Annotated in this window: 17 protein-coding genes; 4 read left to right on the top strand and 13 right to left on the bottom strand. The window is 62.4% G+C overall.

Annotated elements, in window-relative coordinates; genetic code table 11:
• Positions 1 to 58: 58 nt before the first annotated feature.
• Positions 59 to 1639 (bottom strand): ABC transporter substrate-binding protein, encoded by a 1581-nt coding sequence (locus tag J2X76_RS15180; protein ID WP_310217584.1) that lies wholly within the window; start codon positions 1637 to 1639, stop codon positions 59 to 61.
• Positions 1640 to 1717: 78 nt separating this feature from the next.
• A complete protein-coding gene (locus J2X76_RS15175; protein WP_310217582.1) occupies positions 1718 to 3127 on the bottom strand; it encodes an MmgE/PrpD family protein in 1410 nt (469 codons plus the stop codon).
• 243 nt (positions 3128 to 3370) lie between these two features.
• Between J2X76_RS15175 and J2X76_RS15170 the strand changes: the two genes are divergently transcribed.
• Positions 3371 to 4270 carry a LysR family transcriptional regulator gene (locus J2X76_RS15170; RefSeq protein ID WP_310217579.1) on the top strand — a complete coding sequence of 300 codons (900 nt, stop codon included), beginning with the start codon at positions 3371 to 3373 and terminating at the stop codon, positions 4268 to 4270.
• Positions 4271 to 4329: 59 nt separating this feature from the next.
• Here J2X76_RS15170 and J2X76_RS15165 read toward each other — a convergent pair whose 3' ends face one another.
• The 8 genes from J2X76_RS15165 to J2X76_RS15130 are packed head-to-tail and all read right to left on the bottom strand — an operon-like array spanning position 4330 to position 13774.
• Entirely contained in the window at positions 4330 to 6696 is a 2367-nt protein-coding gene (locus J2X76_RS15165) for a penicillin acylase family protein (protein ID WP_310217576.1), read from the bottom strand.
• 22 nt (positions 6697 to 6718) lie between these two features.
• Entirely contained in the window at positions 6719 to 7696 is a 978-nt protein-coding gene (locus J2X76_RS15160; protein WP_310217573.1) for an oligopeptide/dipeptide ABC transporter ATP-binding protein, read from the bottom strand.
• Positions 7693 to 8685 carry an ABC transporter ATP-binding protein gene (locus J2X76_RS15155; RefSeq protein ID WP_310217571.1) on the bottom strand — a complete coding sequence of 331 codons (993 nt, stop codon included), beginning with the start codon at positions 8683 to 8685 and terminating at the stop codon, positions 7693 to 7695. The genes J2X76_RS15160 and J2X76_RS15155 overlap by 4 nt, the downstream gene beginning before the upstream one ends.
• Positions 8686 to 8694: 9 nt before the next feature.
• The gene (locus J2X76_RS15150; RefSeq protein ID WP_310217569.1) at positions 8695 to 9477 is read right to left on the bottom strand and encodes an SDR family NAD(P)-dependent oxidoreductase; all 783 of its coding nucleotides are present in this window, start codon (positions 9475 to 9477) and stop codon (positions 8695 to 8697) included.
• A gap of 11 nt (positions 9478 to 9488) precedes the next feature.
• Positions 9489 to 10352, bottom strand: a complete 864-nt coding sequence (locus tag J2X76_RS15145; RefSeq protein ID WP_113127646.1) for an ABC transporter permease — start codon at positions 10350 to 10352, stop codon at positions 9489 to 9491.
• Between the two features lie 9 nt (positions 10353 to 10361).
• Positions 10362 to 11282: an ABC transporter permease gene (locus J2X76_RS15140; RefSeq protein ID WP_113283091.1), complete on the bottom strand. Its 921-nt coding sequence runs from the start codon at positions 11280 to 11282 to the stop codon at positions 10362 to 10364.
• An 18-nt stretch (positions 11283 to 11300) separates the two neighbouring features.
• A complete protein-coding gene (locus J2X76_RS15135; RefSeq protein WP_310217565.1) occupies positions 11301 to 12794 on the bottom strand; it encodes an ABC transporter substrate-binding protein in 1494 nt (497 codons plus the stop codon).
• Between the two features lie 44 nt (positions 12795 to 12838).
• A complete protein-coding gene (locus J2X76_RS15130; protein ID WP_310217563.1) occupies positions 12839 to 13774 on the bottom strand; it encodes a polysaccharide deacetylase in 936 nt (311 codons plus the stop codon).
• Between the two features lie 111 nt (positions 13775 to 13885).
• Here J2X76_RS15130 and J2X76_RS15125 point away from each other — a divergent pair, with 111 nt between their 5' ends.
• A complete protein-coding gene (locus tag J2X76_RS15125; RefSeq protein ID WP_310217561.1) occupies positions 13886 to 14644 on the top strand; it encodes an IclR family transcriptional regulator in 759 nt (252 codons plus the stop codon).
• A gap of 319 nt (positions 14645 to 14963) precedes the next feature.
• Positions 14964 to 15623: a peroxiredoxin gene (locus tag J2X76_RS15120; RefSeq protein ID WP_310217560.1), complete on the top strand. Its 660-nt coding sequence runs from the start codon at positions 14964 to 14966 to the stop codon at positions 15621 to 15623.
• Positions 15624 to 15722: 99 nt separating this feature from the next.
• Here J2X76_RS15120 and J2X76_RS15115 read toward each other — a convergent pair whose 3' ends face one another.
• Positions 15723 to 15914, bottom strand: coding sequence for a hypothetical protein (locus J2X76_RS15115; RefSeq protein ID WP_310217558.1), 192 nt, complete (start codon positions 15912 to 15914; stop codon positions 15723 to 15725).
• 176 nt (positions 15915 to 16090) lie between these two features.
• Entirely contained in the window at positions 16091 to 17410 is a 1320-nt protein-coding gene (locus J2X76_RS15110) for an LLM class flavin-dependent oxidoreductase (RefSeq protein WP_310217555.1), read from the bottom strand.
• Between the two features lie 269 nt (positions 17411 to 17679).
• On the opposite strand from J2X76_RS15110, the gene J2X76_RS15105 reads away from it, so the two are divergent.
• On the top strand, positions 17680 to 18897 hold the full coding sequence (locus tag J2X76_RS15105; protein WP_310217553.1) for an SfnB family sulfur acquisition oxidoreductase: 1218 nt from the start codon (positions 17680 to 17682) through the stop codon (positions 18895 to 18897).
• A 267-nt stretch (positions 18898 to 19164) separates the two neighbouring features.
• Here the strand turns inward: J2X76_RS15105 and J2X76_RS15100 are convergent, their stop codons facing one another.
• Positions 19165 to 19626, bottom strand: a complete 462-nt coding sequence (locus J2X76_RS15100) for an Rrf2 family transcriptional regulator (RefSeq protein ID WP_310217551.1) — start codon at positions 19624 to 19626, stop codon at positions 19165 to 19167.
• Between the last annotated feature and the right edge of the window lie 139 nt (positions 19627 to 19765).

The following is a 19765-nucleotide window of genomic DNA, read 5'->3' as shown; positions in this document are numbered from 1 at the left end:
CCTGTCCTTCTTTCGCATGTTCCGGCCTGCTCGTCGCCAAGCAGGCCGGAATTCTGATTTACTTCGCGGACGTGACGTCCTGAGGCAGGGTATACTGATCGGCGCGGGCAGCGTAGCTCAGGCCCTTGCGCAGCGCCCAGACCGGCACTTCGAAATGAACCGGGATGATGCCGTAGTCGGACAGGACCATCTCGTCTGCCTTCTGCAGCAGTTCTTTCCGGGCTTTGTCGTCCATCGTGGCGGATGCCTTGTCGAGAAGCGCGTCGAGCTCCGGATTGGAATAACGCCCGCCGTTCGACGTGCCCGACCCCTTGGACGGCTCGCGGGTTCCGACCAGCGACCGCAGCGTGGTGGACATCTCCCCGGTGGAATTGCCCCATGCCGCGAGATAGGCGCTGTATTCGAAATTGTCGCGGCTCTTGAAGAAGACCGGCGGAGCCGCAGCGGCGACCTCGGCCTTGACGCCGGCTCGCGTCCACATGGCAGCGATCGTCTGCGCCACGCGGGCGTCGTTGACGTAGCGGCCGTTCGGCGTGCCGAGCGTTATCTGGAAGCCGTTGGGATAGCCCGCTTCCGCAAGCAGGGCCTTGGCCTTGGCGGTATCGACCGCCGGTGCGGCCTGTCGTGCCTTGACCGCGCCGAACATCGGCTCGGGCAGCAGGTCTCCGGTGGCGACGGCGACGCCGCCCATCACCCGTTCGGCGATCGCCTTGCGATCGATGGCCAGCGAAAGCGCTTCGCGGACCCGCTTGTCCATCAGCGGGTTCTTGTTGCCCTGGGCGGGAATGCCGGGGCTCGGTTCACCCTTCTGGTCCAGGGCAATATAGACGATGCGCGTGCCGGGGGCTTCCGCCACCGACAGCTTGGGGTTGGTCTTGAACTGCTCCAGGTCCGTCGTCGGCGGGTCTTCCATCATGTCGATGTCGCCGGAGAGGAGCGCGGCAGCGCGGGCCGCCGGATTGGTCATCGGGCGATAGATCACCTTGTCCCATGCCGCCGGCTTGCCCCAGTAATTCGGATTACGCTCCAGAACCAGGTCCGCACCCTTCTGCCAGGACACGAACTTGAACGGACCGGTGCCGACAAGTCCTTCGCCGCGGTTGAACTCGACGGTCGTCTTGCCTTCCGGAGCCGGACCGGATGCTGCCGCCTTCGAGAGGATCGGCAGGTTGGCGATGTCGGTAACCAGCAGGGGATAGGGCTGCTTCGTGGCGATGCGCACCGTGTGCGCATCGACCGCCTCCACCTTGGCGATCTGGCGGGTGAACAGCGTGAAAGCCGTCGGACTGTTCGGAACCTTCGGAATGCGGTCGAACGTGAAAACCACGTCGTCGGCGGTCAGCGGCGAGCCGTCGGAGAATTTTGCGTCCTTCCGCAGCGAAAATTCCCAGACAGTATCGCTGGTCGCCTTCCAGCTCGCGGCCAGCGCCGGCTGCGGCACCAGCTTGGGGTCCATCATCACAAGCGGATCGAACATGGCGAAGGTCACCTGCATGTTCGGCACCAGAACGTGGAACTGCGGATCGAGCGAGGACGGTTCGGATTTGACGCCGATCTTCAGATCCGCCGCGGAAAGAGACAATGCACCCATAAGCAGGAAGGCTGCCGAAGCGGCCAGCCTGGTTTTCACGAAATTCATGGTTCACTCCATTTTCTGTCTTCGTTTTTGTGTTTCTTCGAAGACGTTCCCATTTACCGATTGGCCCTGATGGGCCGGTTATTGGATGCGCAGGGTCCTCTCGATCCCCGCCATGACTTCACCGACGTCGATTGCCGTTCCAAGCGACTCCGCGAGTTCGAAGAGCGGTTCGGCCGCTGCCGCATGGCCGCTCCAGGCGCAGCAGGTCTGGAACTTTGCCAACAGATCGGCGCCGTTCAGCGGGTTCTCCGGCGAACCCTTCGGATGGCTGACCGTCGCCTCCATGATCCCGCCGTCTTTCCGATAGATCCGCGTGGTCGCCTTGAAATTCGCGCCGTCGACCATCAGGGCATTGTCGTAAGCGACCAGACGGATACGAGGCAGCCAGGCGGCAATCCGTTCATCCCGCACACCTTCCGGCGTGAAATGCCCGAGTTCCAGCGCTCCGTCGACCAGCATTCGGGCCAGGCAATAGGTGCCGCTGAACCGCGCCTCCATTTCATCGTCTGGACGGTCGAAGCGCAGGTTCCGTTTTGCCATTTCCGGCAGAAACGTCTCGATCCGTTCGATCGCCTCCGGCAAGAAGCCCGGTTCGTTCCGCAGGATCTCCAGGGCATCGATGCTGCGATGGATCGCCCCACAGCAGGGAAAACGCTTTGCGAGCAATCCGCTCGTCTCGATTTCCAGCGCCTCGCCGAGACGGTCCATCATGACTTCGGCATCGATATTGCCGGCGCCGGTCAGCGCCGCAAAACCCCAGTCGCCGGCAAGCGGGTCGTCGTTGGCTCCGATACCGGCCATAGCGAAGCGGGCCGCAAGAACGGCGTTCTTAGCTGCAAGCCCCGCATGGATCGGCTTCATCATCGAACCGAACTGCAGCTTCGAACCGGCTGCCATGCTGGTTGCCGCGCTCATTGCGGCGAGCACCTGGTCCGGAGTGGCGCCAAGCAGCCGCGCGCAGGCCCCGGCGGTGCCGATAGTGCCGATCGTCGAGGTCGAGTGCCAGCCGCGCTCATAATGAGCGGGCTGCATGAGGCGACCAATGCGCCCCTGAAGCTCCAGCCCGACGATGAATGCGTCAATAAGCGCGGCCCCACCGATCCCGCGGCCGGCCACCAGCGACAAAAGCGCAGGGGCCAGAACAGCCGTCGCATGGGTAAAGGCGGGCGCGAAATTGTCGTCGAAATCAAGCGCGTGGGCCGCGGTTCCGTTGATCAGGGCGGCATAGGGTGCGCTCATCCTGCCAGACGCTCCGAACGCGAAACATTGCCCCGATCCGTCTTCCGCGACGGCGTTGATGACGGAACCGGTCGAAACGTCGTTCATCCCGGCGATCATGCACGCGGTGATATCGGAGAACGCATCTTCACCGCGGCGATAGGCAAGCGGACTGAAATTGCCGGCGCCGGCCGCCCACTCGGACAGTATCCGGAATGGTTTTCGGTGCTTGCCCATTTGACGGGCTCTCTGCGCCGTGACCGTGTTCATCGTCGTTCCCATCCAGCATTGTCGCCGGTTATTGGGGTCGATCTTGGCCAAAGCGACTGGTATCGGCAAGAAACTAAATGGTCGCCTATGATGAATTTTAGTTATAATGATATCGCAGCGCGCACGTCGAAATTTTTACAATCCTGCCCAATCCAACGACGGAGCTGCCTTGCTTCGGGACGAAGTCGACATGAGAAGATCTTTGGATAACCGGAAGTTATTGGATATGCGGCTGGAAAAACGATGGATCTGAGGCAGCTGAGGAATCTGGTCCTGGTGGCGCGTTATGCCAGTTTCGGGGTCGCAGCCGAGAGGCTGAATGTGACGCAGCCGGCACTCAGCAAGAGCATTCGTGCGCTGGAAGAGTCACTGGGCGTTCGCCTTCTGGATCGCGGCCCCTGGGGCGTCAAGCCCACCGACTATGGTCAGCGACTGATCGAATATGGGGAACTCGTGCTCTCCTTGACGGACGAGGCGCGGAACGAGCTGGACGCCATGCGCGGTGCCCGTCGAGGCCGGCTGCGCATCGGTGCGGTCACGACGGCAATGCGGGAAATCGTACCGACCGCCATCAAGCGATTTCTCAAAGCCCAACCGGAAGTCGATGTTTCCCTTAACGAGGAACTGAGCTCGGCGCTTTATGCGTCCCTCCTCAACGGCGCGATCGACATTGCCGTGATGACACGGCCCAAAGAGATTTCCGAAGAGATCGAATTTCTCAATCTGCTTGAAATTCCGGTCGACATCGTCGCCGACAGGAGCAATGAGCTGGTGAGGATGCCGAAGGTCACCCTTGCGGATCTGACGGAATATCGATGGGTGATCCCGGCCCGGCCCGAACCGGACCGCCTCGCGCTCGAGGCCCTGTTCGCCACCGCGCAACTTCCCCGCCCTCTTGCGATCTGCGAAACGACCTCTTCAACCTTCCAGATGTCGATGATCGCAGGCTCGCAATGGCTGAGTTATCTTACCCGCACGAGCGTGTTCATGCAGGGACGCGGCGCGCAATTTGTGGCTCTGAAGCTCGACAGCCGGACGTGGACCCGCAATATAGGCATTGCCTATCGACGCCGGAGCGTCCTGCGGCCCGTGGTGATGGCCTTCGTCAGGGAGCTGGAGGCACTCTGCGCGAAACTGCCGTAACCGGCATGGCAATGGATTCAAGCAGGAAATGCGGCATAGGTCACGTGGCTGGCGGCCGTTCAGGCTGGCAGGAGCGTGATGCGGTGGATGGTTTCCTGGGTGACGCGGACATCGCTGTAGAGGAGCGGCACGTATTCGCCTTTCGACCATGGATCGGCGAGGTCGCCGTAATGGGTTGAGCGCGGATCGCCGGATTGGCCGGGCGCATTGATGCAGACGCTGTTGTCCCAGTCGCCGACATCCATCACGAGGCGCACGGAGGCGCCGGCGTTGACGCCGAAATCACCCATCCGGTAGCCGGCATGCATCGGTGTCGAGCGGCTGCCGCCGAGCGGGAGCGGGCCGACGTTCCAGTCATCGGGGTCGTCCGTCGCCTCTTTCGTCTTGATGTGGCTGGTCGCGTGTTCGAAGAGCGCGCGGTGCATGTCGCCCCAACGCCACGCTGCCGGGTCGGCGCCCAGTCGGTTTTCACAATCGGCAAAGCCGGCGGAAAGCGTCGACAGCAGCATGGCGTCGCGTTCAGAGACATCCCAAAGCGTGCCGGGATCGCCGAGCAGAGCCAGCATGCGATCGACATCGCCGGGCAGCAGCAATTGGCGGACGGTCGGGTTCGGTGCGAACCTTGCCAGCAGCGCCGGCCGCAGATGCTTCATCCACCACACTTCGAAGAGCGCAGCTGCGGCACTTGCCGCTTCCAGCCGATAATCCCAGCCAGCAAACAGCCTCGCCGCACGTTCCCCACGGTCATCCAGTGGTTGACGGCCGGCGACCTCCTGCAGCACGGCGCAAATGGTCGCGGCCGGGCGGGAATGAACATCGGTCTGCAGCGCCATTGACGCCGCCAGCGTGTGTTCGGGATCGGCACGCAGAACCGATTTGATCCGCTGGGCGCGGCTGACCTCCGCCCATTCATGCCCGATCGACGGAGCCTTCGGGTCACGGTCGGCAGGCAGGTTCATCTCGTTGGCGGAAGCCACGAAACCGTCGGCGGGATTGTAGGCACGCGGCAGCTGCTCGGCAGGCAGGAAGCCGTCCCATTCATGACTGCCATGGCCCGGCACCGGCAGCAGCCCTTCCCAGTTGCGGCGCACCGGCGTGAAACCTGCCGTGAACCAGCCGATATTGCCGTCAATATCAGCACTGACATGATTGACCGAAGGCGTCCCCCAGCATCCGAGCGTCTGCGAAAACGCCTGCACCGAACGGCTGCGCATATAGGAGAGGCTGCCGAGATAGGCAGCGGAGCCGGGCGACAGCCAGACGGAACGCATGGCGATGACCTGGCGGATCTTCGGGTTCTCGTGGAGGATCGGCCCATGGCGGGTGAAGGAAAGCGTCAGCGTCTGCTCGGGATGGCCCTTGACCGCGAAACTCTCCTTAATGCGGATGATCTTCTCCCACCCGTCGCCATAACGATAGCATTCCGGATCGCCGTCCTTCGTCTCGTAGACATAAACGTCCTCCTGGTCCGCACCGAAGATGGTGAGGCCGAAGGCGGTGCGATCGTTATGGCCGAGCGAAATCCCGGGCGCCGTCGGTTCGCCGGTTCCGATAGCGTTGAGGCCGGGGGCTTCGAGGTGGACGAGGTACCGTAGTGACGGCACGGCATGCGCCCTGTGCGGGTCGCTGGCGAGGATCGGCCGGCCGGTCTTGGTGCGCGAGCCGTGCACCGCCCAATTGTTGGACCCCTCCTCCGCAATCGCCTGCACGATATCGCCAAGGTCGGTGACTTCGGTCCACGTCCAGACGTCATCGAGACTGGCGGCAAGCCGGGCCTTGTCGAAGGTAACCGCGGCTGTGGCAAGCTTGAACAGGCGCGTCGCCGCGAGCGGAATATCGGCAAGCGAGATCCCCTCCTCCGGTTTCGGCGAGACGGGAGGATCGAGTTCGAACCGCAGCAGATCGGTCTCGGCATCCGCCAGCGCCATGATGTTGGCGCGCAGGATTTCGGAAATGCCGTTGCGGGTCAGTGCGTGGCTGCGGATGCGCACCACATCCGAAGGCTGCCAGCGCGACGGCCTGGTGCCGAAGAGGGCGAATTCGGGGGGAAGACGTTCGGGGTCGGCCTCGCAGAGTGCGACGTAAGCGTTGATGCCCGCAGCAAAGGCGGTGCAGATTGCCTGGGTATCGGGCGCATAGGATACCCATTCCTTCGCCATGTCGCCGCGATAGAGGAAATGCCGGGCGGCATGGTCCTGCGCAAGATAGCCGGGGCCGAAATCGGCGGCAAGCAGACCGAGGCCGCGTTTGCGCCAGAGGTCGAGCTGCCAGAGCCGGTCACGCGCGGCGTTAAACCCCTGGACGAAGAACAGGTCCTTTTCGTTTGCCGTCCTGATATGCGGAATGCCCCAGCGGTCGATGCGGATTTCCGCCTCGGCATCGAGGCCGGCAAGCCGGAGGGTTTCGTGTACCTGGACGTCGGTCATTTCCATCTCTCAGTAACGGCTTTTAGGCATGGTGACAGGCGACGCGGGCGCCATCGGCGCGCGGCGTCAGTTCCGGCCGCTCTTTAGAGCATATTTCGGTCGCCAGCGGACAGCGCGTATGGAAGGCACAGCCGGACGGGATGTTGGCCGGGCTCGGCAGTTCCCCGCCCAGGATCAGCCGCTCCTTCGAGCGCTGCACGACGGGATCGGCTTCCGGCACCGCCGACATCAGCGCCTTCGTATAGGGATGTTTCGGATTGGCGAAGAACGTGTCGCGGTCGGCCATTTCGACGAAACGGCCAAGATACATGACGACGACCCGGTCGCAGATATGCCGGACCACGCCGAGATCGTGGCTGACGAACAGGTAGGAGACGCCGGTGCGCTTCTGCAGCGCCACCAGCAGGTTGAGGATCTGGGCGCGCACCGAAACGTCGAGCGCCGAGACCGGTTCGTCGCAGATGAGCAGATCCGGCTCAAGGGCGAGCGCTCTTGCAATCACCACACGCTGCCGCTGGCCGCCGGAAAACTGGTGCGGATAACGGTCCGCATGCTCCGGCCTCAGGCCGACCTGCTGGAGGAGCGTCGCGACACGTTCTTTGAGCGCCCTGCCCTTTGCGATGCCGCGCACGATCAGCGGTTCGCCGATCGTGGCGCCAACGGTCGAGCGCGGATCGAGCGACAATGCAGGATCCTGGAAAATCATCTGCACGTTGCGGCGGATATCGTTGAGCTTCTTTCGGTCGGCGCCGACCACCTCGTCGCCGCTGATGCGCACGCTTCCCGAAACGGGAGCCTGGAGACCGACGATGGTGTTGGAAAGCGTCGACTTGCCGCAACCGGATTCGCCGACCAGCGCCACCGTCTCGCCGCGGGCGATATCGAGATCGACGCCGTTGACGGCCTTGACCACCGGGCCGGCCTTGCCGAGCAGCCCGCCGCGGCCGCCGAAATGCACCGCGACGTCGCGGATTTCGAGGACATTCTGCTGCTCGCTCATGCCGCTACCCCGCGGATTTCTGCCATGCGGTCGATATGCCAGCAGGCCGAGCGATGCCCTGCGCCGCAATCGAAGAGCGGCGGCTGTTCGGTGCGACACTTGTCGGTCGCAAGCGGACAGCGGTCGACAAAACGGCAGCCGACGCCGAATTCGTTCGGCGTCGGCACCGTCCCCTCGATGGTCGCGAGGTCCGCCTTCGGGGCATCATCGAGCTTGGGAACGCTGGCCAGCAGCAGCGCCGTATAGGGATGTTTCGGCTGCCGGAAGAGATCGTGCACCGGAGCGATTTCGGCGATGCGGCCGGCATACATGACCGCCACCTCGTCGGCGATGTCGGCGACCACGCCCATGTCGTGGGTGATCAGCACGATCGCGGTGCCGCGCTCGGCGACCAGCTTTTTCATCAGGTCGAGGATCTGCGCCTGGATCGTCACGTCGAGCGCCGTGGTCGGCTCGTCGGCGACCAGCACGCGCGGGCCGCAGATCAGCGCGATCGAGATCATGATGCGCTGGCACATGCCGCCGGAGAGTTCGAACGGATACTGGTCCAGCCGCCGTGTCGGGTCGGGGATGCCGACATCGACCAGCATCTGCCGCGCCTTTTCATAGGCCTCCGTCCTGGAGACGCCGTGGTGGACCCGGTAAGCCTCGGCAATCTGCGAACCGACTGTCGTCAGCGGGTCGAGCGATGCGCTCGGTTCCTGGAAGATGATCGAGATGTCTTTTCCGCGCGCCTTGCGGAACTGCCGCTCGGAAAGCGCCGCAAGGTCGGTGTTTTCGAGCATGATCCGGCCGGCGGTGCGCCGGGCCGCCGGCGGCAGTAGGCCGAGCATGGCATAGGAGGTCAACGACTTGCCGCAGCCCGACTCGCCCACCAGCGCCATGACCTTGCCGGGCGCGACCGTGAAGGAGACGTCGTCGACGACATTGGCGCCACCGATATCGATGGTCAGCCTGTCGACGGAAAGCAGCAGCGTGGCGGCGTCCATCATCTCTCCTCAGCCTGCCGTCTTCGCCCGTTCGGGGCGTTTGTAATTGCCGATCGAATTGCCGCCGTCGACGCTGATCACGGCGCCGGTGATGAAGGCTGCCTTTTCCGAGCAGAGATAGGCGATCGCGCCCGGCGCATCCTCCGGCCCGCTGGCGCGGCCGAGCGGAATGTTCTTCAGCATGTTGGTGACGTAGTCGTCGGAAAGCTCGCTCACCTCGCTGCCCGGCGCGAACCCCGGCTCGACGACGTTGACGCGGATGCCGTATTCGGCGAGCTCCATGGCGAATCCCTTGGACAGACGTTCGATAGCCGTCTTCGACGTGCAGTAGGGAACGCCGTTCTGGGTCATCTTGCGGGCAGCACCCGAAGAAATGTTGACGATCGAACCGGCCTTGTCTTCCGCGATCATCAGCTTGGCGAACTCGCGCGACAGCACGAAGGGCGCACGCAGGTTGACGCCGAAGACGCGGTCCCAGTCGGAGAATTCCATGTCGAGCAGGCTGAAGCGGGTGTAGATGCCGGCATTGTTGACGAGGATGTCCGGCGCCTTCCATTCTCGCTTCACGAGATCGACGAGTTCGAGCATCGAGGCGTCGCTGGTCAGCTCGGTCGCATGCAGAAGAACCTTGGAACGGTCGAGGTCGAGTTCGGAAACCGCCTTTTCCAGGCCGTCCATGCGGACGTCGCTGAGGCAGAGGCGCGCGCCTTCCCGAGCGAAATAGGCGGCGATCCAGCGGCCGAAAATGCCGGCTGCGCCGGTGATGACGATGGTCTTGTTTTCGAATTCCATGACTTGAAACCTCAACGGCTACGGGAACGTGGGTCGAGCTGGTCTCGTAACCAGTCGCCAAGCACGTTGACGGAAAAGACGAGCAGGAAGAGACAGGCGCCGGGAAAAGCGACGATCCACCAGGCCCGTTCGATATATTGACGGCCGACGCTCATGATCGAACCCCAGCTCGAAGCCGGCGGCTGGATGCCGAGGCCGAGGAAGGAAAGGCCGGCTTCCATCAGGATCATCAGGCCGAATTCGGCGGTGGCGACGATCAGCACCGGGCCTGCGATATTCGGCAGGATGTGATGGAAGAGAATGCGCGCGGCCCCTGCCCCGGCGAGCTCGGACGCCTTGATGAACGGCAGGTTCGCCACCTGCAGCGTCTGGGCATAGGCGACGCGCGTATAGCGCGGCCAGCGGGTGAGGCCGAGAACCAGCACCAGCTTCAGGAAGCCGGGACCGAGCACCGCGACGGTGAGCACCGCGAGCAGGATCGCCGGGATCGACATCATGATGTCGACGAGCCGCATGATGAGGATCTCGATCTTGCCGCGGAACCAGCCGGCGATCATGCCGAGCGTCACGCCGACCAGCGACGAGACGACCACAGAAAGCACCGCGACCGACAGCGAGACCCCTGCCCCATACAGCGTGCGCGACAAGAGATCGCGGCCGAGATCGTCGGTACCGAGCCAGTAGGTGATACCTCGCATCTCGAAGCCCGGCGGCTTCAGGCGTCCCAGCAGGTTCTGCCGATTGGGGTCGGCTGGCGCCACCCAGGGCGCGAAGATCGCCAGAAGCACGATCACCAGGAAAACGATCGACACGAGGATGACCGAAATGGGGATGCGGCGAAGGCGTTGGCGAAGAGCGATGACGGCGGTACTCAAAGCCTTCTCCTATCGGGCCAGACGGATGCGCGGATCGACAAGCGCGTAGACGAAATCCGCAATCACGCTGGTCAGCACATAAACGAAGGAAATCAGGAGCACGATCACCTGGACGACCAGGAAATCGCGCGACTGGATGGATTGGATGGCAAGCTGGCCGATGCCCGGCCAGGCAAAGACGGTCTCGACGATGACCGCGCCCGCAAGCAGGTTGCCGATTTCGAGCGCGGCGATGGTGATCACCGGGATCGCCGCATTGCGCAGCACATGACGGGACACGACGGAGCCGAGAGACAGGCCGCGGGCGCGCCCTGCCCTGACATAGTCCTTGCCGAGTTCGTCGATGATCGAAATCCGTGTCATGCGGGCGAAGGTCGACATGGAGATCGCCCCAAGGGCGATGGAAGGCATGATCAGCGATGCGAAATCGCCCGAGCCGGAGGTCGGCAGCCAGCGCAGCGTCACCCCGAAAAGGAAAATCAGCACGATCCCGGACAGGAAGGTCGGCACGCTCTGGCCGGTGACGACGATCGCGGTCAGCAGCCGTTCGAGCCAGCCGCCGCGGCGTGTCGCCATGACGATGCCGGCCGGAATGCCCATGCCGATCGCCACCACCAGTGCCCCGGCGGCGAGCATCGCCGTATACGGCACGCGTGAAACGACTATATCGAATGCCGGCACCCGCTGGACGACGGAAATGCCGAAGTCGAAATGCGCAAGGCCACCCAAATATTCCAGATACTGCACCCAAATCGGCCGGTCGAAACCGAGCTGGCTGCGCAACTGGGCGATCATCTCGGCCGATGCGTCCTGCGGCACCAGCAGCAGGGTCGGATCGCCCGAGAGGTGCATGACGACGAAGACGATGGTGAGAACGCCGAAGATCGCAATGATCGCCTGTATCAATCGTTCGACGGCGTATCTCAACATGGTCGCGTTATCCGTCTGTTACTGCTGCCAGCTCATGTCGGTGACGAACATGGCTTCGTTGGCGGTCGGCTGCCACTTCAGCTTCTTGTTCGCACCATAGAGCGCATAGGCCTGATAGAGGCCCATGCCCGGCACGTCGTCCTTCAAGATCTGGTAGGCCTGTTCGTAGAGCTTCAGGCGCTCCTTCTGATCGAGGATGACGCGCGCCTTGTCGACCGCCTCATCGAACTTGGGGTTCGAATACTTGGCCCAGATGCTGCCGGTACGGAACAGCGGGAAAATCACCCCGTCGACGTCCTGGCAGGCGCAGGACCAGGCGCCGAAGGCAAGACCGCCGGCATTGGCCGGATCGCCCTGGCGGCGCTTCAGGAAGGTTGCCTGGTCGCTCGAGGAGATTTCAACCTTGAGGCCGGTCTCGTTGACCATCTGCTGGATCGCCTCGACGGTCGCCCGGCTATAGGCCGGGGAGGTCAGGAATTCGACCGTGGCGCCTTCCGCGCCCGCTGCCTTCACCAGTTCCTTCGCCTTGTCGAGATTGTATTCGTAACCCTTGACCTTGTCGGTATAACCGAAGACCGGTTCGGCGCCGAGGACTTCCACCGGCTTGCCGTAACCTTCGAGCAGCGCTTCGACAAGCGCCTGGCGGTCGATCGCATAGGCGATCGCCTGGCGGACGCGGACGTCCTTGGTAACGCCACCCTGCGCATTGATGAACAGGTAGCCGATGCGCTCGGTCGGAACCGAGAGGACCTGAGAATTGCTGTCGCTCTTGATGCTTTCGGCCTGGTCCGGCGGCACGTCGCGGACGAGATCGGCCTTGCCGGTCTTCAGGTCGGCGATACGGGTCGAGACGTCGGGCACGGTCCGGAAGACCACCTTCTGGAACGGCGGCTTGGTGCGCCAGTAGCTGGCATAGGCTTCGAGCTCGGTCTGAACACCCTTCTGCCAGTTGGCCATCTTGTAGGGGCCGGAACCCATCGGCTTGACGTTGAATTCCTGGTCGCCGACCTTTTCGACATAGGCCTTCGGCACGATCGAAAGCTTGACAAGCTGGGCAAGCAGCGCCGGATAGGCCGACTTGGTGGTCATCTTGACGACGGTCGGGCTCACCGCCTCCGCCTTGGCGATCTGGTCGAACTGCGAGAGCTGCGGGCTCTTCAGCTTCGGATCGATGATGCGGTTGATCGAGAAGGCGACGTCCTCTGCGGTCAGCTTCGTGCCGTCCTGGAACGTCACGTCGTCGCGGATCTGGAATTCGATCGTCTTGTCGTCCAGATATTTCCAGGACTTGGCGATCTGCGGAACGATCTCGCCCTTCGCATCGCGGGTCAGCAGGTTGTCGAAGATATTGCGGTAGATGGAGTAGCTGTCGGTATTCCACTGCAGATGCGGATCGAGTGTCGCCGCATCGTTCGGCAGATCGATGGTCAGCGTATCCTTGGTTTGCGCAAGCGCGGTCGACGCGGTGAGCGCCAACACTATGGCGCCTATGGATGCGAATTTGGCAGACATGTTCCTTACCCTCATTGTTGTTGCTGCTGTATTGAAAGAGCTGTTTATGCCGCCCTCTCGGCGGTCTTGAGCCCGGCCTCGTCGGCACAGTAGCGGGCCAGTTCCGCGTGGGTGCAGAACCAAATGTCGCCCTTCGACCTGGCGAGCCGAATGATCTCTTCCAGAATGAAAATGCGCGAACGGTGCCCGACGTGATGCGGGTGCATGGTGAGCTGGAACAGCCCGCTTTCTTCCCAGGCGACTTCGAGTTCGCGGGCGAAAATGTCCAACACCATGGCCGGACCGCCATAGGGGCGCGCACCGGTCATCCGGTCCATCGCCACGTAAGGCGCGTCGTCGCGGATCCATTCGACCGGGATTTCCACCACGCCGGTCGGCTCGCCGTCCTCCAGGAGTTCGTAAGGCTCCTCGTCGGCCATCAGCGAGCTGTCGTAGAGCAAGCCCATCTCGCGGGCGATCTTCAGCGTATGGGGGCTGAAATCCCAGGATGCGGTGCGCATGCCGACCGGGCGGATACCGGACAGGCGTTCGAGCGTGTCGGCGGCACGCAGCGCCAGATCCCGTTCCGTCATCTCGTCGAGACGGGAATTGAACTCGTGGATCCAGCTATGGATTCCAAGCTCGTGGCCCGACGAAACCACGGTCTTGACTTCTTCCGCATTGATCATCGCCGAGACGGCAGGCATGAAGAAGGAGGCAGGCACGGCATATTTTTCGAGCAGGCGCAGGATGCGCGGCATGCCGGCACGGGCGCCGTACTGGCCGCGGCTCATCGTGCCGAAGGACATGCCCCCGTTTTTCAGCTCCATGGTCTCGTGATCGGAATCGAAGGACAATGCCACTGCCATGCGCGCGCCGTTTTTCCATTTCGCCGGTCTCAGGGAGCGCCCGGCGCGCACCTTCTGAATCTTTTGCTGCCAGACACTATCCGGCCAGGTCCAAGGTTCGGAGGCATCGTTTTGCTTATTCGGCGCATTCATGAGATCGTTCATCCTCTCAGCGCGGCACCCTGAAATGAGGGATGGCTGCTTTCTAGGCAGAATTGTTATGAGCCGATCCGATGACCATCAATGGGGGTTTCGTTCACATACATGAACTCCGAAATCAAAAGCGCCGGGCGGATTCTCGACCTTCTGGAGTATATGGCGTCCCGGCGGGAAGCAGTGCCATTAGCCCAGATCGTGCGCGATCTCTCCTTTCCGAAAAGCAGCGCGCACGGTCTCGTACAGACGCTCGCTGCCCGTGGCCATGTGGTCCAGGACGATGCCGGCCGTTACATGCTGGTGGAAGCCAGCCGCCACGGCTTTCCTTTCCGGCGTCACGAAGAGCCGCTGGTCGTGGTGGCAAAACCTTTCATGGAAAAGCTGCGTGACGAATCTGGCGAGACCATCCTGCTCGCAACGATGAATGCCCATTGCGACATCAGGCGGCTGGCGAAATGCGTCAGCCGGCACCGGGTGCGCTACGACGTTAATCTCGACGCGGCGATCGCCGCCTATTGCACGGCAACCGGCCGCGTGCTGCTTGCCTTCACGCCGAAGGAAGAGCTGGAACACTATCTCTCCCGCGTTCAACTCCTTTCCTATACCCGCTACACGGTAACCGATATCGAACGCATCCGAGAGATGCTCGTAAAGGTCCGCCGGGATGGCTATGCGCTGAACGATCAGGAATTCGTCACCGGCTCCACCGGCATTGCCGCGCCGATCTTCGACGGCAGCGGTGGGGTCGTCGCCGCCCTCAATCTCGGCGTTCCGACGGTACGCTACAACGAGCGGCGCGAAGGCTTCCTGCTGATGGTCCGAAGCGCTGCGGACGATATCAGCCGGGCGCTCGGCTATCGCCGCTGAGGTTCATCCCGGGCACGGATGATGGAACGCGCCGAAATCGGCCTCGTTTGGAAAGCTACACTCTTTCACAGCGGCATTTTGGAACAAACGAGGTCGCGTCAAATTCGGAAGAGGATAGTATCCTGCCATCGATCGCAAATGTCCGGGGCTTCATGCCATTGGCACGGACATGGCGGTCGACAATTGCAAACGCAGCCGGAGAGCAGGAGTGTCTTCGTTAGAATCTTGACGATCAGTCGACGAATCCGGTCGCCGATCGGGCGGCAGGCTGCGGATCTGCAAACACGCCAATCACGAAACAATTCAAGGGAGCCGAGATATGAGCCTTCGCATCAACGATATCGCACCGGATTTCACAGCCGAGACCACGCAGGGGACGATCCATTTCCACGACTGGATCGGCAACGGCTGGGCCGTGCTGTTTTCCCATCCGAAGAACTTCACCCCGGTCTGCACGACCGAACTCGGCGCCATGGCAGGGCTTGAAGGCGAATTTCGCAAGCGTGGCGTCAAGATCGTCGGAATCTCCGTCGATCCGGTCGAAAGCCACGGCAAGTGGAAGGACGACATCAAGACCGCCACCGGCTTCGAAGTGGAATACCCCCTGATCGGCGACCGCGACCTCAACGTCGCCAAGCTCTACGACATGCTGCCCGCGGCCGCAGGCGAAAGCTCGGAAGGCCGCACGCCCGCCGACAATGCGACGGTGCGCTCGGTCTACGTCATCGGGCCGGACAAGAAGATCAAGCTGATCCTCACCTACCCGATGACCACCGGCCGTAACTTCGACGAGATCCTGCGGGCGATCGATTCGATCCAGCTCACCGCCAAGCATCAGGTGGCGACACCGGCCAACTGGAAGCAGGGCGAGGACGTGATCATCACCGCCGCCGTCTCCAACGAAGACGCGATCACCCGCTTCGGTTCGTTCGACACCGTCCTGCCCTATCTGCGCAAGACCAGGCAGCCGGCCGCCTGATATCGGTTTGGCGGAAACATCAAGGCCGGCGAAGCGGATGGCTTCGCCGGCCTTTTCTTTATCTGTCAGGCGGCCGCCTCGTAGAGGAACGGCCCGGCCTCAATAGACGGGATACATGCCCCAGAAGAAGCTTTCCGAATGTTCCCGATCGGGATCGCGGTTCTCGTCGCGGTCCCCGCGCACCTTTTCGAACGTCTTGCGTTCCGCGCTGTCCGTGTCCGTCTTGCCGGGCGAACGGCGGGTCGGTCCGAACAGATCAAATCCAAACAGGGATAAGCCACCAGCAATCATCGTCAGCCTCCAGTCGGTTGAACATCACGCACCCCAACTTTCCGGCTAAACACCGTTCCGGTCAACGTAGTCTATCAAAACCCTATACTAATTCGTTGACGCATTTGAAATAATTATGTCCGGAATGTGGCGGTTGGCGAAATGACGATCTTTGCAACGTCCCCGCCCGGAATCCGTCAGGGAAAGAAGCGATTGGCCGGTCGCGGCAGGCCGAGGTGTTCACGAAGCGTCGTTCCCTCATACTCGCGGCGGAAGATACCGCGGCGCTGGAGCTCGGGGATGACACGCTGTGTCACGTCATCCAGGCCCTGCGGCAGGTAGGGAAAGACGACCGTGAAACCGTCGCTTGCCTCTTCCGAAAGCCAGGCCTGCATCTCGTCGGCAATGGTTTGCGGCGTGCCCACGAAGGCAAGGCCCGAATAACCGCCGTAACGCTGTGCGAGTTGGCGCACCGTCAGCTTCTCCTGCTCGGCGAGTTTGAGGACCTGGGCGCGGCCGGACTTGCTGGCATTGGTTTCCGGGATCTCCGGCAGCGGGCCGTCCGGATCGAAACCGGAGGCGTCATGGCCGAGCGCGATCGACAGCGAGGCGATGGCACTGTCGTAATGCACGAGGCTGTCGAGTTTCGCCCGCTTCGCCTTCGCCTCTTCGACCGTATCGCCGACGACGATGAATGCGGCCGGCAGGATCTTCATATGGTCGGGATTGCGCCCGGCGGCGCCCATCCGGCCCTTGATATCCCTATAGAGCGCCTTGGCGGCGGCGAGATCGCGGGGCGAACAGAAGACCAGTTCGGCAGTCTCGGCGGCGAGCTGGCGTCCCGGTTCCGACTGCCCCGCCTGCACGATCACCGGCCAGCCCTGCACCGGCCGGGCGATGTTGAGCGGCCCGCGCACGCTGAGCTCTTCGCCCTTGTGATCGAGTACGTGCATCTTCTCCGGATCGAAGAAGATGCCGCTTTGCTGGTCGCGGATGAATGCGTCGTCGGCAAAGCTGTCCCACAGGCCGGTGACGACGTCATAGAACTCGCGCGCCCGCTTGTAGCGCTCGCCGTGCTCGACATGGTCGTCGAGGCCGAAATTGCGGGCGGAATCCGGGTTGGAAGTGGTGACGATGTTCCAGGCCGCACGGCCGTTGCTGATATGGTCGAGCGAGGCGAACCGGCGGGCGACGTGATAGGGTTCGTCGAACGTGGTCGATGCTGTCGCCGCAAGCCCGATCTTCTCGGTCACGGCGGCCAGCGCCGACAGCAGCGTGAACGGCTCGAACGACGTCACCGTATGGCTGCGCTTCAGAGCCTCCACCGGCATGTTCAGCACCGCCAGATGATCTGCCATGAAGAAGGCGTCGAACTTGGCGGACTCCAGCTTCTGGATGAAGGACTTGATGTGCCCGAAATTGAAGTTGGCATCCGGATAGGCGCCGGGATAGCGCCATGCGCCGGTATGCAGGCTGACGGGGCGCATGAAGGCGGTGAGGTGCAGGGATTTTGTCATGGGAGGCGCTCTGTTGGGAAAGAGAAACGGCTGGTCCCCTAACGTAGGCATTCCCCGCGCGCGTGCTAAGCAACGTTGTTGCGCCAATCGCATTACGCCGGAGAAATTCTCTCTCCTTGTGCTCAACTTGGCGTGACAATCCGGAAATCTCTCTTTCAGGCCGCAAAAAAGAGAAAATTCGCTTCGTTCGGCGCCTGCAATTGAAGCTTTATTCCTTCTCTGGACCTTTGCAGCATGGCTCAATGGCAGGCTTAACCGGGGAAGCGCACATGAGCAGGGTTTTCCATTTGGCAGGAAAGATCAAAGCAGTCGCTCCATACCTCGCGACCGAGGACCAGGCGATTGAGGTGGCGAAGGGGCTCTCCGCGCGGATCGCCGAAGGTTCGAGCCTCCGCGACCGGCAAAGGCTGCTGCCGCATGAGGAGATGGAACTGGTTGCCCAATCGGGGCTGCTCGGCATCACCGTGCCCGCCGAATACGGCGGCGCCGACATTTCCAACGCCTTCCTGGCGGAAGTGATCGCCATCCTGTCCGAGGCCGATGCGTCGGTCGGGCAGATCCCCCAGAACCACTTCTCCATTCTCGAAGCCCTGCGTCTTGCCGGTTCCGAGGAGCAGAAGAAGTATTTCTTCGCCCGGGCGCTTGCCGGCGAGCATTTCGGCAATGCCCTTGCCGAATCCGGCACCAAGGCTGCCGGCGATATCGAAACCCGGCTGGTGGCGGACGGAGCCGGTTATCGGATCACCGGGCGCAAATATTATTCGACCGGTGCCCTGTTTGCCGACTGGGTGGCCATCTTCGGTCTCGATCCCCAGGGGCGGGTGGTCATGGCGATCGTGCCGCACGATGCGGAAGGCCTGACCATCGTCGACGACTGGGACGGGTTCGGCCAGCGCACCACCGCGAGCGGCACGGTGCTGATCGACAACGTCTATGTTTCTGCGGATTCGGTGATCAGCTACTACCGGAGTTTCGAGCGGCATGCACCGCTTGGCTCGCTCGGCCAGCTTCTGCATGCCGCCGTCGATCTCGGGATCGCCCGTGCCGCCTTCGCCGACATGATCGGCTTCGTGCGAGGCAAATCCCGCGGCATTCGCAATGTCGGCGTGGAAACGGCAACTGCCGATCCGCTGACCATTGCGCGGACCGGTTCGATTGCCGTCAAGCTGGAAGCGGCAGGCGCGGTTCTCGAACGGGCCGGTCGCAAGGTCGATGTCGCGCAGATCAACCCGTCATCCGAGACAGCGATCGAGGCATCGCTCAGCGTCGCCGCTGCAAAGATCCTGACGACGGAGGCAGCACTTGACGCCACCAACGGCCTGTTCGAACTTGCCGGAACCTCGGCGACCAAGGAAGACCTGAACCTCGACCGGCACTGGCGCAACGCCCGCACCCACACGGTCCACGATCCTGTGCGCTGGAAACATCATGCGATCGGCGATTTCCACCTGAACGGCAATGTGCCACGGCCGAACGGGCAGTTCTAGAGCGTTTCCTTGTTAGATTGAAGCATTCTGTTGGCTCAAGCGGAGTCGAATGGTTGACCGGCTGGCGCAGGTCGTAGCCCAGCCCTACGGCCGAGCCAGCCGGTCGATCAGGCGGCCCGGTTCAGCCAACCCGAAGGGCCGGGCATCTTTCCGCCGGGATCAAAGGCGATCGGCTTGGACGTACCAACAGGTATGCCCTGCGCCAATCGCCTTTACCCCAACGAAAACCTGCTCCGGCAGAATGCTTCAATCTAACAAGGAAACGCTCTAACCCTGTTTGCTGTTGGTCTCGGGTTCGTCCAGCAGCCCGCTGGAGCGCTTGGCAACCATCTGCTCCAGCGTCATGTTGTCGAGCACGGCGGCGATCGCATCCCGCACTTCCGTCATCGAATGGCGGATCTGACAGTCTTCCGGGTGGTCGCAATCGTCGCAGGCCTCGAAAGCCGTCTTGCTGGCACAGCGGATCGGTGCCAGCGGACCGTCGAGGATACGGACCGCCTGGCCGACATAAATCTGGGAAGCGGGCTTCGACAGCGCATAACCGCCGCCGGGGCCTTTCTTCGAGCGCAGCATGCCCCCCTTGCGCAGTTCGAGCAGGATCGCGTCGAGGAATTTCTTGGAGATGTTGTTTTGCTGGGCAATATCGCTGACAAAGGCGGTCTTGCCGGGTTCAAGCTGCGCAAGGTGGACAAGCGCCTTGAGTCCGTATTTTCCTTTTTTCGTCAGCATCGAAGATCGAAATTCCGTCCTGCGTTGTTCCTGCCCGACGTCTCCGTCGCGGATGTGACCACCGATACAGGACCGGCGCCAAAGGTTCAACGCCGCTTTCCTCGTCTTGACCTATTCAGGCGAAAGACCGCGGATCGAG

The sequence above is a fragment of the Neorhizobium sp. 2083 genome (assembly GCF_031455615.1).
Taxonomy (GTDB): Bacteria; Pseudomonadota; Alphaproteobacteria; order Rhizobiales; family Rhizobiaceae; genus Neorhizobium.
This window is presented reverse-complemented; position numbering and strand designations above follow the sequence as displayed.